The sequence below is a fragment of the Escherichia sp. R1 genome, from assembly GCF_003000935.1.
In the GTDB taxonomy this organism is placed as follows: Bacteria; Pseudomonadota; Gammaproteobacteria; order Enterobacterales; family Enterobacteriaceae; genus Escherichia; species Escherichia coli.
Map to the genome: position 1 here is coordinate 159,810 of NZ_PSRU01000009.1, position 14,381 is coordinate 174,190.

Annotated in this window: 13 protein-coding genes and 1 pseudogene; 7 read left to right on the forward strand and 7 right to left on the reverse strand. The window is 50.7% G+C overall.

The window, feature by feature from the left end:
• Positions 1-35: 35 nt before the first annotated feature.
• Positions 36-149 (reverse strand): protein YhiY, encoded by a 114-nt coding sequence (gene yhiY, locus C4F37_RS27830; protein WP_001304942.1) that lies wholly within the window; start codon positions 147-149, stop codon positions 36-38.
• 557 nt (positions 150-706) lie between these two features.
• On the opposite strand from yhiY, the gene C4F37_RS13155 reads away from it, so the two are divergent.
• Positions 707-1,759: a DUF2776 family protein gene (locus tag C4F37_RS13155; RefSeq protein ID WP_001318089.1), complete on the forward strand. Its 1,053-nt coding sequence runs from the start codon at positions 707-709 to the stop codon at positions 1,757-1,759.
• Positions 1,760-1,845: 86 nt separating this feature from the next.
• Here the strand turns inward: C4F37_RS13155 and C4F37_RS13160 are convergent, their stop codons facing one another.
• A complete protein-coding gene (locus tag C4F37_RS13160; RefSeq protein WP_000439157.1) occupies positions 1,846-3,039 on the reverse strand; it encodes an NAD(P)/FAD-dependent oxidoreductase in 1,194 nt (397 codons plus the stop codon).
• Between the two features lie 231 nt (positions 3,040-3,270).
• On the opposite strand from C4F37_RS13160, the gene pitA reads away from it, so the two are divergent.
• Entirely contained in the window at positions 3,271-4,770 is a 1,500-nt protein-coding gene (pitA, locus tag C4F37_RS13165; RefSeq protein ID WP_000902780.1) for an inorganic phosphate transporter PitA, read from the forward strand.
• Positions 4,771-4,840: 70 nt separating this feature from the next.
• Here the strand turns inward: pitA and uspB are convergent, their stop codons facing one another.
• On the reverse strand, positions 4,841-5,176 hold the full coding sequence (gene uspB / locus C4F37_RS13170) for a universal stress protein UspB (protein WP_000626187.1): 336 nt from the start codon (positions 5,174-5,176) through the stop codon (positions 4,841-4,843).
• A gap of 390 nt (positions 5,177-5,566) precedes the next feature.
• Here uspB and uspA point away from each other — a divergent pair, with 390 nt between their 5' ends.
• On the forward strand, positions 5,567-6,001 hold the full coding sequence (gene uspA, locus C4F37_RS13175) for a universal stress protein UspA (RefSeq protein WP_000323571.1): 435 nt from the start codon (positions 5,567-5,569) through the stop codon (positions 5,999-6,001).
• A gap of 76 nt (positions 6,002-6,077) precedes the next feature.
• On the opposite strand, the pseudogene C4F37_RS27835 reads toward uspA, so the two are convergent.
• Positions 6,078-6,142: pseudogene (locus C4F37_RS27835) on the reverse strand (hypothetical protein); the annotation flags it as partial.
• A 175-nt stretch (positions 6,143-6,317) separates the two neighbouring features.
• Between C4F37_RS27835 and dtpB the strand changes: the two are divergent.
• Positions 6,318-7,787, forward strand: coding sequence for a dipeptide/tripeptide permease DtpB (gene dtpB / locus C4F37_RS13190; protein WP_001098636.1), 1,470 nt, complete (start codon positions 6,318-6,320; stop codon positions 7,785-7,787).
• A 48-nt stretch (positions 7,788-7,835) separates the two neighbouring features.
• Here the strand turns inward: dtpB and rsmJ are convergent, their stop codons facing one another.
• Positions 7,836-8,588: a 16S rRNA (guanine(1516)-N(2))-methyltransferase RsmJ gene (gene rsmJ / locus C4F37_RS13195; protein WP_001539995.1), complete on the reverse strand. Its 753-nt coding sequence runs from the start codon at positions 8,586-8,588 to the stop codon at positions 7,836-7,838.
• Positions 8,589-8,595: 7 nt separating this feature from the next.
• Positions 8,596-10,638 carry an oligopeptidase A gene (gene prlC, locus C4F37_RS13200; protein WP_001312164.1) on the reverse strand — a complete coding sequence of 681 codons (2,043 nt, stop codon included), beginning with the start codon at positions 10,636-10,638 and terminating at the stop codon, positions 8,596-8,598.
• Positions 10,639-10,840: 202 nt separating this feature from the next.
• Between prlC and rlmJ the strand changes: the two genes are divergently transcribed.
• Both rlmJ and gorA read left to right on the forward strand, forming a co-directional pair.
• Entirely contained in the window at positions 10,841-11,683 is an 843-nt protein-coding gene (gene rlmJ, locus C4F37_RS13205) for a 23S rRNA (adenine(2030)-N(6))-methyltransferase (RefSeq protein WP_000954225.1), read from the forward strand.
• Between the two features lie 71 nt (positions 11,684-11,754).
• Positions 11,755-13,107, forward strand: a complete 1,353-nt coding sequence (gene gorA, locus C4F37_RS13210; protein WP_000160795.1) for a glutathione-disulfide reductase — start codon at positions 11,755-11,757, stop codon at positions 13,105-13,107.
• Between the two features lie 53 nt (positions 13,108-13,160).
• Here gorA and dinQ read toward each other — a convergent pair whose 3' ends face one another.
• Positions 13,161-13,244, reverse strand: a complete 84-nt coding sequence (gene dinQ / locus C4F37_RS13215) for a damage-inducible type I toxin DinQ (protein WP_001295215.1) — start codon at positions 13,242-13,244, stop codon at positions 13,161-13,163.
• A gap of 334 nt (positions 13,245-13,578) precedes the next feature.
• Here dinQ and arsC point away from each other — a divergent pair, with 334 nt between their 5' ends.
• Entirely contained in the window at positions 13,579-14,004 is a 426-nt protein-coding gene (gene arsC, locus C4F37_RS13225; RefSeq protein ID WP_001539997.1) for a glutaredoxin-dependent arsenate reductase, read from the forward strand.
• The last annotated feature ends 377 nt before the right edge of the window (positions 14,005-14,381 follow it).

Genomic DNA, 14,381 nt, shown 5'->3' on the forward strand with positions numbered 1-14,381 from the left:
AATCGACGCGTGTTACAACTGCCACCGAACGATGTTCAGCGGATTCTTCCATCCGGGATAAGAAGGAAATGGCAAATACGACCAGCGCACAGAGCATTGAGCGCCAATGGGGAAGGCTTAGTGAAAACGGGTAGTAATGTTGTCATCATCAGCATTCCTGGCCGTAAATGAAACACGCATACTCATAAGTGAAATCAATTAAATACTAACAGTTATATTCATGTTGTCTATTTGATTGCCATCAACTTGTGATACATCGCGATGTTCTTCCGTTCGCTGGTGTTTTTTCCAAAAATATTCTGTACAGGTTCACAGATTCTGTTGCACAGGTTTCCGTAACAGGGAAACCTGATGACTATCACATAGCGTTATTATCGCCTGATGTGCGAATAAATACCGAATATAAAATAATTTATTCTGAAAAGATGATAGATGATAAAGGCTCGTGGGTTTAATAAAATATTCCCTAAAAGACTCATTTAAAACAACAAAATAAGATAAAGATATTAATTCAGAGTTTATCTTAGGATAAATATTTATTTAATAGCATTAACTCACCGCTAAAAGTTGATCCCCATAACGCTAAATCCGATTATAGTGAAGTTACTTTTTTTAATTGATGGCATCTTATAGACATATTTAACTAACTGAAAAGACGAATCATATGTTTTTCGAAGTGTAGCAGAAAATATATATGGGGTTTAAAATGAATATATATATCGGATGGTTGTTTAAATTAATTCCTTTACTGATGGGTATAATATGCATCGCATTAGGTGAGTTTGTATTAACCGGTTCAGGGCAAAGTGAATATTTCGTTGCAGGGCATGTTCTGATTTCTCTTTCTGCGATATGTCTGGCATTGTTCACTACCGCATTTATTATTATATCTCAGTTAACTCACGGCATGAATAAATTCTACAACAGGTTATTTCCCGTTATTGGTTATGCCGGTTCTGCTACAACTATGATTTGGGGATGGTCACTGTTGGCAAGCAATAATGTGATGGCAGATGAATTTGTCGCCGGTCATGTTATTTTCGGCGTTGGCATGATTGCCGCTTGTGTATCAACCGTAGCGGCATCTTCCGGACATTTTCTGTTGATCCCCAAAAACGCCTCGGGCAGTAAGAGTGACGGTACGCCATTGCAGGCCTATTCTTCAACAATCGGTAATTGCTTAATTGCCGTTCCCGTTCTGCTTACTCTCTTTGGTTTCATTTGGTCAGTCATACTGTTACGTAGTGCAGATATCACACCACATTATGTTGCAGGTCACGTACTAATGGGGTTAACGGCAATTTGCGCTTGTCTTATTGGCCTTGTCGCCACTATTGTCCATCAAACGCGGAATACGTTCTCAGTGAAAGAACATTGGCTGTGGTGCTATTGGGTTATTTTGCTTGGCTCACTTACCATTATTTTTGGTATCTACGTATTAATCAGTTCAGATGCAAGCGCCCGCCTGGCCCCCGGCATTATTCTCATTTGCCTGGGGATGATCTGCTACAGTATTTTCTCCAAAGTGTGGTTGTTAGCGCTGGTATGGCGACGCACCTGTTCGTTAGCCAACAGAATACCCATGATTCCGGTATTTACCTGTCTGTTTTGTCTGTTCCTTGCTGCGTTCCTGGCTGAAATTGCGCAAACCGATATGGCTTACTTTATTCCTTCGCGAGTTCTGGTTGGCTTAGGTGCAGTTTGTTTTACACTGTTTTCCATCGTTTCTATATTAGAAGCGGGTTCAGCGAAAAAATAATAAAAAAGGCTTCAGATAAGGCGTTGGACGCCTTATCTGGTTTTATTCAGGTTAATCCCTCTGGTATCGAGAGCACATTTTGCTTCTTATTCTGCCACCAAATCCTGCGCACAAGCCCATGCACTCGACCACGCCCACTGGAAGTTATAGCCCCCCAGCCAGCCGGTGACGTCCATCACTTCGCCGATGAAGTACAGCCCAGGCACTTTGCGCGCTTCCATCGTCCGTGAAGAGAGTTCGTTGGTGTCCACGCCGCCGAGCGTCACTTCGGCAGTGCGATAGCCTTCAGTGCCGTTGGGTTGTACGCGCCAGTCAGTCAATGTGCTAATCAGTGTCTGTTGGTCACGCACGTTGAGCTGTTTTAGCGAGAGATCCGGGATTTGCCCGAGTTGTTGTAACCGTTCAACCAACCGCTTCGGCAGATGAACCGCCAGCGTGTTTTTCAGGCTTTGATTCGGATGTGCATTACGCTGCTCATTCAGGAAGGTTTCGAGGTCCACATCCGGTAGCAGATTGATGCTGACAAATTCACCCGGTTGCCAGTAGCTGGAAATCTGCAACACCGCCGGTCCAGATAAGCCGCGGTGGGTGAAGAGTAAGTTCTCACGGAAAACGGTACCGTTTTCAGCGGTAATCACGGAAGGCACCGCCACGCCCGCCAGCACCTGTAACTCTTCAAGCAACGGTTTATGCAGAGTGAATGGCACCAGACCCGCACGGGTCGGCAGCACGTTGAGGCCGAATTGTTCGGCAATCTTATAACCAAACGGCGATGCGCCCAGCCCCGGCATTGACAGTCCACCGGTCGCAATGACCAGCTTTTCGCAACCGACAGTCATGCCGTTCAGTTCAAGCGTGAAGCCTGTATCATCCTTCGCCACGCTCAGCACTTCGCTACGCAATCTGAAGGCCACATTGCCCTTCTCGCACTCATCCACCAGCATGTCGACAATCTGCTGCGCGGAGTCATCGCAGAAGAGCTGCCCTAACGTTTTCTCGTGCCAGGCGATGCCGTGTTTATTGACCAGATCAATGAAATCCCACTGGGTAAAACGCGCGAGTGCAGACTTACAAAAATGCGGATTCTGGCTCAGATAAGCGCCCGGTTCGACATAAAGGTTGGTAAAGTTGCAGCGCCCACCGCCAGACATGAGGATTTTGCGCCCTGGTTTTTTACCATTATCGATCAGCAGAACCCGGCGTCCTGCCTGACCTGCCAGCGCAGAACAGAACATACCTGCCGCACCAGCGCCTATAATAATGGCATCAAACCTTTCCACGTTGCGCTCCTCTAAGAAAAAACGGGCGTGAATTGTAAAGATTCCTCAGTGGTCGCACCAGCATCAATATTACTAAAAGGAAGTATTTGCCTGAATTATATAAGATAATTATTTTTTGAGTGGAATCCATACAGGAGGCAAATCAAAAAAAGTCTATATTTCACTTTGCCCGCGCCGCGAAAGTCACTGATAATGCGCCGCGTTCATGTCCTCAAAATGGCGTAACGTCCTATGCTACATTTGTTTGCTGGCCTGGATTTGCATACCGGGCTGTTATTATTGCTTGCACTGGCTTTTGTGCTGTTCTACGAAGCCATCAATGGTTTCCATGACACAGCCAACGCCGTGGCAACCGTTATCTATACCCGCGCGATGCGTTCTCAGCTCGCCGTGGTTATGGCGGCGGTGTTCAACTTTTTGGGTGTTTTGCTGGGTGGTCTGAGTGTTGCCTATGCCATTGTGCATATGCTGCCGACGGATCTGCTGCTTAATATGGGATCGTCTCATGGCCTTGCCATGGTGTTCTCTATGTTGCTGGCGGCGATTATCTGGAACCTGGGTACCTGGTACTTTGGTTTACCTGCATCCAGCTCTCATACGCTGATTGGCGCGATCATCGGGATTGGTTTAACCAATGCGTTGATGACCGGGACGTCAGTGGTGGATGCACTCAATATCCCGAAAGTATTAAGTATTTTCGGTTCTCTGATCGTTTCCCCTATTGTCGGCCTGGTGTTTGCTGGCGGTCTGATTTTCTTGCTGCGTCGCTACTGGAGCGGCACCAAGAAACGCGCCCGTATCCACCTGACCCCAGCGGAGCGTGAAAAGAAAGACGGCAAGAAAAAGCCGCCGTTCTGGACGCGTATTGCGCTGATCCTTTCCGCTATCGGCGTGGCGTTTTCGCACGGCGCGAACGATGGTCAGAAAGGCATTGGTCTGGTTATGTTGGTATTGATTGGTGTCGCACCAGCAGGCTTCGTGGTGAACATGAATGCCACTGGCTACGAAATCACCCGTACCCGTGATGCCATCAACAACGTCGAAGCTTACTTTGAGCAGCATCCTGCGCTGCTGAAACAAGCGACCGGTGCTGATCAGTTAGTACCGGCTCCGGAAGCTGGCGCAACGCAACCCGCGGAGTTCCATTGCCATCCGTCGAATACCATTAACGCGCTCAACCGCCTGAAAGGCATGTTGACTACCGATGTGGAAAGCTACGACAAGCTGTCGCTTGATCAACGTAGCCAGATGCGCCGCATTATGCTGTGCGTTTCTGACACTATCGATAAAGTGGTGAAGATGCCTGGCGTGAGTGCTGACGATCAGCGCCTGTTGAAGAAACTGAAGTCCGACATGCTTAGCACCATCGAGTATGCGCCGGTGTGGATCATCATGGCGGTCGCGCTGGCGTTAGGTATCGGTACGATGATTGGCTGGCGTCGTGTGGCAACGACTATCGGTGAGAAAATCGGTAAGAAAGGCATGACCTACGCTCAGGGGATGTCTGCCCAGATGACGGCGGCAGTGTCTATCGGCCTGGCAAGTTATACCGGGATGCCGGTTTCCACTACTCACGTACTCTCCTCTTCTGTCGCGGGGACGATGGTGGTAGATGGCGGCGGCTTACAGCGTAAAACCGTAACCAGTATTCTGATGGCCTGGGTATTTACCCTTCCGGCTGCGGTACTGCTTTCCGGCGGGCTGTACTGGCTCTCCTTGCAGTTCCTGTAATCGTACGCACCAAAACGAGCGGGTCAGTTTACTGGCCCGCTTTTTTTATGCGTCATTATTGCTGAAGTGCTTAATGCCAAATCATCAATGCAATCAGGCTGACCACCACCAGACCACACAATGCGCTGGTCAGAATAAACTGCCGACGCACCCGCTCACAGCGGCGAATAAACTCATCATCGTGATGATCGCGATAACGTTGGGCATAGATATACCAAACGAGACGCACCTGTTTGTTGGGTTGGCCATGTGAGGTAAAAAAGCCCCCTCCATCAACATATTGATAGAGCAATGGATCGCAGTTACGCAGTACCACTAACAACGCGCGTAGTGATGAGAAATAGCGCGCCATGTTAACAATGCAAACGACACATAAAGCCCAAAATAATGCGACGGTGCTTATCATACCTCCTCCCCGGCGACCTGCCCGCGGAGTTCCACCCCGGGGCTACCGCTCCCGATACGCTGCCAATCAGTTAACACCAGGTCCTGGAGAAACCGCTTTTGTGGTGACCAACATCCGAGCGGCTCTATAGATAGTGTAGGAGATCAGGTTGTTTTTTTTCCAGAAGGTTAACCACTATCAATATATTCATGTCGAAAATTTGTTTATCTAACGAGTAAGCAAGGCGGATTGACGGATCATCCGGGTCGCTATAAGGTAAGGATGGTCTTAACACTGAATCTTTACGGCTGGGTTAGCCCCGCGCACGTAGTTCGCAGGACGCGGGTGACGTAACGGCACAAGAAACGCTAGCTGGCCAGTCATCGACAACTTTATGGAAGGAGTAACACTATGGCTTATAAACACATTCTCATCGCGGTCGACCTCTCCCCGGAAAGCAAAGTTCTGGTAGAGAAAGCAGTCTCTATGGCTCGCCCCTACAATGCGAAAGTTTCTCTGATCCACGTAGATGTAAACTACTCTGACCTATACACCGGGCTTATCGATGTGAATCTGGGTGATATGCAGAAACGCATCTCTGAAGAGACACATCATGCACTGACCGAGCTTTCAACCAATGCAGGCTACCCAATCACTGAAACCCTGAGCGGCAGCGGCGATCTGGGCCAGGTACTGGTCGATGCAATCAAGAAATACGATATGGATCTGGTGGTTTGTGGTCACCACCAGGACTTCTGGAGCAAACTGATGTCTTCCGCACGTCAGCTGATCAACACCGTTCACGTTGATATGCTGATTGTTCCGCTGCGCGACGAAGAAGAATAATCTTCCCTCCACGACGTGTTCCTGAACGCCCGCATATGCGGGCGTTTTGCTTTTTGGCGCGCCTTGTTACCTGATGCAGCGTAAACGCCTTATCTGGCCTGCGGTCTGCGTACGCAATCAAAACCCCTGCCAATACAACATTTAACACCATTATATTTTCTATCATTAGTGTGATCAGCTGGTTATTTTCTGTTGTAATAGTGTATTAATCTATTCTCCGCATCAATATTAAGAATCTCTGACAGATGTAAACTTTTTCGCGCGTTATCCCTTACGCGTTAATACTTTTCAGGATGGTATTGGAAGGTTAATAAATATGAATACAACAACACCCATGGGGATGCTGCAGCAACCTCGCCCATTTTTCATGATCTTTTTTGTCGAGTTATGGGAGCGATTCGGCTACTACGGCGTGCAGGGCGTACTGGCGGTTTTCTTCGTTAAACAGCTTGGGTTCTCGCAAGAGCAGGCTTTTGTCACTTTTGGTGCTTTTGCTGCGCTGGTCTATGGCCTCATTTCCATTGGTGGCTATGTTGGCGACCACCTGCTGGGAACCAAACGCACCATTGTTCTCGGAGCACTTGTGCTGGCGATTGGCTACTTCATGACCGGCATGTCGCTACTTAAGCCTGACCTGATTTTCATCGCCCTGGGGACTATCGCTGTCGGTAACGGCCTGTTTAAAGCTAACCCAGCCAGCTTGCTTTCGAAGTGCTACCCGCCGAAAGATCCGCGGCTTGATGGCGCATTCACCCTGTTCTATATGTCGATCAATATCGGCTCGTTGATAGCGTTATCGCTGGCCCCTGTGATCGCTGATAAATTCGGCTATTCAGTCACCTACAACCTGTGCGGTGCAGGGTTAATTATCGCATTACTGGTTTACATCGCCTGTCGTGGAATGGTGAAAGACATTGGTTCTGAACCCGACTTCCGGCCGATGAGCTTCAGTAAACTGTTGTACGTATTACTTGGCAGCGTGGTGATGATCTTCGTCTGCGCCTGGCTGATGCACAACGTAGAAGTCGCCAATCTGGTTCTGATTGTTCTCTCCATCGTCGTCACCATCATCTTCTTTCGTCAGGCATTCAAGCTGGATAAAACCGGGCGCAATAAAATGTTTGTCGCCTTTGTCCTGATGCTCGAAGCGGTGGTGTTTTACATTCTCTACGCCCAGATGCCAACGTCGCTGAACTTCTTTGCCATCAACAACGTGCATCATGAAATTCTCGGCTTTTCCATCAACCCGGTCAGCTTCCAGGCGCTTAACCCGTTCTGGGTGGTACTCGCCAGCCCAATACTGGCAGGCATTTACACGCATCTGGGTAACAAAGGCAAAGATCTCTCGATGCCGATGAAGTTTACTCTCGGCATGTTTATGTGCTCACTGGGCTTTTTGACGGCTGCAGCGGCTGGAATGTGGTTTGCGGATGCCCAGGGGCTGACATCGCCATGGTTTATCGTGCTGGTGTACTTATTCCAGAGCTTAGGTGAACTGTTTATTAGCGCCCTTGGCCTGGCGATGATTGCTGCCCTGGTGCCGCAGCATTTGATGGGCTTTATTCTCGGGATGTGGTTCCTGACGCAGGCTGCCGCGTTCTTGCTGGGCGGCTATGTGGCAACATTTACCGCAGTACCAGACAACATTACCGATCCACTTGAGACGTTGCCCGTCTATACCAACGTGTTTGGTAAGATTGGCCTGGTTACGCTGGGCGTTGCAGTAGTGATGCTATTGATGGTGCCGTGGCTGAAACGCATGATTGCGACGCCGGAAAGCCATTAATTATTCTTGCAGAAAGCGGGGTAGCGTTATCGCTACCCCGCTTTACTTTTACACCGGCGTTCCGGCATAAATATCAAAGCGATGCCCTTTAGTGACTACCGCGTTTGGCGTGGCGACATTCGCCAGCGGCGGCGCATAGTCCGGACGCTTCACCACCACGCGTTTGATTGCCAGCAACCGCGCAGGCTCCAACAATCCATCGGCATCAAGATCCGGCCCCACCAGCGACTGAAACACGCGCATCTCTTTTTTCACCAGCGCGCTTTTCTGCTTATGCGGGAACATTGGGTCAAGATAAACTACCTGCGGACGCGGGGTGATATCGCTCAGCGCCGTCAGACTGGAGGCGTGAATCAACTGCAAACGTTCCTGTAACCAGCCGCCGATTTCCGCATCCGCATAACCACGCGCCAGACCATCGTCGAGCAACGCGGCAACCACCGGATTGCGCTCCAGCATCCGCACGCGGCAGCCGACCGAAGCCAGCACAAAGGCATCGCGCCCTAATCCTGCGGTGGCGTCCACCACATCCGGCAAATAATCGCCTTTAATGCCCACTGCTTTTGCCACCGCTTCACCACGTCCGCCGCCGAATTTGCGTCGGTGCGCCATCGCTCCGCCAACAAAATCAACAAAGATGCCGCCAAGTTTCGGCTCATCACGCTTGCGCAGTTCCAGATGCTCCGGCGTTAACACCAGCGCCATCAGGTTGTCTTCATCGTGTTCCAGCCCCCAGCGGGCCGCCAGAACAGATAAGGCGCCGTCTCCGGCGCCTGTTTCATCAATTAAGCAGATTTTCACTGAATGTTCAGCCCTTAATGCCGTAATGCTCCAGCATCGCATCCAGCTGTGGTTCACGACCACGGAAGCGTTTGAACAGCTCCATCGGCTCTTCTGAACCGCCACGGCTCAGAATGTTGTCGAGGAACGATTGCCCAGTTTCACGGTTGAAAATGCCCTCTTCCTCAAAACGCGAGAAGGCATCTGCCGCCAGCACATCGGCCCACAGGTAGCTGTAGTAACCTGCCGCATAACCACCGGCAAAAATGTGGCTGAAAGCATGCGGGAAACGGCCCCATGACGGAGACGGTACCACGGCAACCAGTTTCTTGATTTCTGCCAGAGTTTCGAGGATTTTCGCCCCCTGATCCGGACGGAACTCTGCATGGAGGCGGAAATCGAACAGGCCGAACTCCAGCTGGCGCAGAATAAACAGCGCCGCCTGGTAATTTTTCGCTGCCAGCATTTTATCCAGCAGCTCCTTCGGCAGCGGCTCGCCGGTTTCATAGTGACCGGAGATAAACGCCAGCGCCTCCGGCTCCCAGCACCAGTTTTCCATAAACTGGCTCGGCAGTTCGACCGCATCCCACGGCACCCCACTGATCCCGGAAACACCAGCGGTTTCAATGCGGGTCAGCATATGGTGCAGGCCGTGACCGAACTCGTGGAACAGGGTGATCACTTCGTCATGGGTAAACAGCGCCGGTTTACCATTTACCGGGCGGTTGAAGTTGCAGGTCAGATACGCGACCGGTTTTTGCAGCGAACCGTCGGCTTTACGCATCTGGCCTACGCAGTCATCCATCCACGCCCCGCCGCGTTTGTTTTCACGGGCATACAGGTCGAGGTAGAAGCTGCCGCGCAGTTCGTCGTTCTCGTCATACAGCTCGAAGAAACGTACATCCGGATGCCAGACATCAACATCTTTACGCTCTTTAGCGGTGATGCCGTAAATACGTTTCACCACTTCAAACAGGCCGTTAACCGCTTTGTTTTCCGGGAAGTACGGACGCAGTTGTTCATCGCTGATGCTGTAGAGGTGCTGTTTCTGTTTTTCGCTGTAGTAAGCGATATCCCACGGTTGCAACTCATCGACGCCAAATTCGGCTTTGGCGAAGGCGCGCAGTTGCGCCAGCTCTTTTTCGCCTTGCGGGCGCGCGCGTTTTGCCAGATCGGTTAAGAAATCCAGCACCTGCTGCGGGTTTTCTGCCATTTTAGTGGCAAGTGATTTGAAGGCGTAGTTTTCAAAGCCCAGCAGTTGCGCCAGTTCGTGACGCAGCGCGAGGATCTCTTCCATCACCTTGCTGTTATCCCACTTACCGGCGTTCGGACCTTGATCGGAAGCACGAGTGCTATAAGCGCGATACATCTCTTCGCGCAGAGCCTGGTTGTCGCAGTAGGTCATTACCGGCAGGTAGCTTGGGATATCCAGCGTCAGCAAATAACCTTCCAGCTCTTTCGCTTCGGCCTGGGCTTTTGCCGCAGCCAGCGCGCTTTCAGGCATTCCCGCCAGCTCCGCTTCGTCGGTAACGAGTTTGGTCCAGCCCATCGTCGCATCGAGGACGTTGTTGCTGTACTGATTGCCCAGTTCAGAAAGACGGGTAGCAATTTCGCCGTAACGCTGCTGTTTCTCTTTCGGCAGACCGATGCCAGAGAGTTCGAAATCGCGCAGTGCGTTATCAACCGCTTTTTTCTGCGCCGTGTTCAGCGTGGCGTAATGATCGCCATCGCGCAGGTCGCGATATGCTTTATACAGCCCTTCATGTTGCCCTACCCAGGTGCTGTATTCTGACAGCAGCGGCAGGGTTTGTTCGTACGCTTCACGCAGTTCCGGGCTATTTTTCACCGAGTTCAGATGGCTGACCGGGGAGAAGATACGCCCCAGCACATCGTCCACTTCCGCCAACGGCTGGCAGAGATTTTCCCAGGTGTACGGTGCCCCTTGCGCTACTACGCGCTCCACATTTTCGCGGCAGTCGTTCAGCGCCTTAGTCACGGCTGGAACGACATGTTCCGGGAGAATTTTAGAAAACGGAGGCAATTCAAAGGGAGTCAGTAACGGATTCGTCATTAGCGCAGTCCTGGTTAAAGAGGTTAAGGAAGCGCTCAACAGGCGCTTTACATAATGTTTGTAGCATGGGGTTAAGTGTAGTGAATTTCAATGAGAAACGTTACGCTTTCGCGGCGGCGGCCTCTTTTCGGTATACTGTCCTGATAGGCTTTTGTGCGCCCCGAATACGGGCCGATTTTTACTTACCGGAACACCTTTACCCATGCTCAGTTATCGCCACAGCTTTCACGCTGGCAACCACGCCGACGTCCTTAAACATACCGTTCAGAGCCTGATCATTGAGTCGCTGAAAGAGAAAGATAAACCGTTTCTCTATCTCGACACCCACGCAGGGGCCGGGCGTTATCAGTTAGGCAGCGAACATGCCGAGCGTACCGGCGAATATCTCGAAGGCATCGCCCGTATCTGGCAGCAGGACGATTTGCCTGCGGAGCTGGAGGCGTACATCAATGTGGTAAAACACTTCAACCGTAGCGGGCAGTTGCGTTATTACCCCGGTTCGCCGTTGATTGCGCGCCAGCTACTGCGTGAACAGGACAGCCTGCAACTGACCGAACTGCACCCGAGCGATTACCCGTTGCTGCGTTCTGAATTTCAGAAAGACAGCCGTGCGCGCGTCGAAAAAGCCGACGGTTTCCAGCAGCTTAAGGCCAAGCTGCCGCCGGTTTCCCGCCGTGGTTTAATCCTTATCGACCCGCCGTATGAAATGAAAACCGACTATCAGGCGGTGGTCAGCGGGATAGCAGAAGGTTACAAACGTTTCGCCACTGGCACTTACGCATTGTGGTATCCAGTGGTGCTGCGCCAGCAAATTAAGCGCATGATCCACGACCTGGAAGCGACCGGCATTCGCAAAATTCTGCAAATTGAACTGGCGGTGCTGCCAGACAGCGATCGCCGTGGCATGACCGCTTCTGGCATGATTGTGATTAACCCGCCGTGGAAGCTGGAACAGCAGATGAATAACGTGCTGCCGTGGCTGCACAGCAAACTGGTTCCGGCAGGCACCGGGCACGCCACCGTAAGCTGGATCGTGCCAGAGTAATTGCAGCCATTGCTGGCACCTATTACGTCTCGCGCTACAATCGCGGTAATCAACGATAAGGACAATATGTCATGACTAAACACTATGATTACATCGCCATCGGCGGCGGCAGCGGCGGTATCGCCTCCATCAACCGCGCGGCTATGTACGGCCAGAAATGCGCACTGATTGAAGCCAAAGAGCTGGGCGGCACCTGCGTAAATGTTGGCTGTGTGCCGAAAAAAGTGATGTGGCACGCGGCGCAAATCCGTGAAGCGATCCATATGTACGGCCCGGATTATGGTTTTGATACCACTATCAATAAATTCAACTGGGAAACGTTGATCGCCAGCCGTACCGCCTATATCGACCGTATTCATACTTCCTATGAGAACGTGCTCGGTAAAAATAACGTTGATGTAATCAAAGGCTTTGCCCGCTTCGTTGATGCCAAAACCATTGAAGTCAACGGCGAAACCATCACGGCCGATCATATTCTGATCGCCACCGGTGGTCGTCCGAGCCACCCGGATATTCCAGGCGTGGAATACGGTATTGATTCTGATGGCTTCTTCGCCCTTCCGGCTTTGCCAGAGCGTGTAGCGGTTGTTGGCGCGGGTTACATCGCCGTTGAACTGGCGGGCGTGATTAACGGCCTCGGTGCGAAGACGCATCTGTTTGTGCGTAAACATGCGCCGCTGCGCAGCTTCGACCCGATGATCTCTGAAACGCTGGTTGAAGTGATGAACGCCGAAGGCCCGCAGTTGCACACCAACGCCATCCCGAAAGCGGTAGTGAAAAATGCCGATGGTAGCCTGACGCTGGAGCTGGAAGATGGTCGCAGTGAAACGGTGGATTGCCTGATTTGGGCGATTGGTCGCGAGCCTGCCAATGACAACATCAACCTGGAAGCCGCTGGCGTTAAAACTAACGAAAAAGGTTATATCGTCGTCGATAAATATCAAAACACCAACGTTGAAGGTATTTACGCGGTGGGCGATAACACGGGTGCAGTGGAACTGACACCGGTGGCTGTTGCAGCAGGTCGCCGTCTCTCTGAACGCCTGTTTAATAACAAGCCGGATGAGCATCTGGATTACAGCAACATTCCGACCGTGGTCTTCAGCCATCCGCCGATTGGTACTGTTGGTTTAACGGAGCCGCAGGCGCGCGAGCAGTACGGCGACGATCAGGTGAAAGTGTATAAATCCTCTTTCACCGCGATGTATACCGCCGTCACCACTCACCGCCAGCCGTGCCGCATGAAACTGGTATGCGTTGGACCGGAAGAGAAGATTGTCGGTATTCACGGCATTGGTTTTGGTATGGACGAAATGTTGCAGGGCTTCGCGGTGGCGCTGAAGATGGGTGCAACCAAAAAAGACTTCGACAACACGGTTGCCATTCACCCGACAGCGGCAGAAGAGTTCGTGACAATGCGTTAAATGTTAAAGGGCTAAGAGTAGTGTGCTCTTAGCCCTTAGCTACGTTTCCGCTATCAGTTCAGAAGCTGAAGCAGAAAGCGGATCAGTTCCAGCAGCGCAATTAACGCCCCAAGAACGATGATTGCTTTATCAATCACCCGTTTTCTCCATGCGATGGAGTGAGAATGCATCCGCTTACTCATCCACTGCCTGTCACGGCGCATGTCTCATTGTTAGATGTGGGCTATCTCACTCCAGCCAGAGCCACCAACTCAGGGCTGAACAGTAAAAAAACCGACGCGAAGTCGGTTTTTTTACGTCCTGATTCAGACCTCCTTTCAAATGAATGCCCAACGCTTAATTCACACCTACACCTTTCTCTACACTTACATATTCGTTAAACCATATGTGTTTTTGACTTGTCCGCTTTGGTTTGTAACGCTGGTGGCGCTGGCGCTACACCTCTCTTTCACATCGTAATGAGATACTGATATGAGCAACATTACCATTTATCACAACCCGGCCTGCGGTACGTCGCGTAATACGCTGGAGATGATCCGCAACAGCGGTACAGAACCGACCATTATCTATTATCTGGAAACACCACCGACGCGCGATGAGCTGGTAAAACTCATTGCCGATATGGGGATTACCGTACGCGCGTTGCTGCGTAAAAACGTCGAGCCGTATGAGAAACTGGGCCTTGCAGAAGATAAATTTACTCACGATCAGTTAATCGACTTTATGCTTCAGCACCCGATTCTTATTAATCGCCCGATTGTGGTGACGCCGCTGGGAACTCGCCTGTGCCGCCCTTCAGAAGTCGTGCTGGAAATTCTGCCAGATGCGCAAAAAGGCGCGTTCACCAAGGAAGATGGCGAGAAAGTGGTTGATGAGGCGGGTAATCGCCTGAAATAAAGCGGCTATATCCCCCCACAGGTTGTTAGAAAAATGCGCTTTATTTATGTCGGATGCGACGCTGGCGCGTCTTATCCGACCTACAACGTTATGATAATTCGATGAATTGTATGTTATTTGTAGGCCTGACAGTCGTAGCGCATCAGGCAATTTTGCTATTTACACAGTACTCCCTGCGTGAGATTCCAATTATCGCGTCCAGCATGGTGTATCAGTGAGCTGCTTAGTTATCAGCGATACAGTGCAGCAGTTTAAAGATGTACTGGATTATGATTTATCAGTGGTTTACACAATAAATAATTTCAACATACGTTAACCTATTTTATTATTACATATCTAAAACATCACAAAAATATCACTTCACACACTATCAGAGA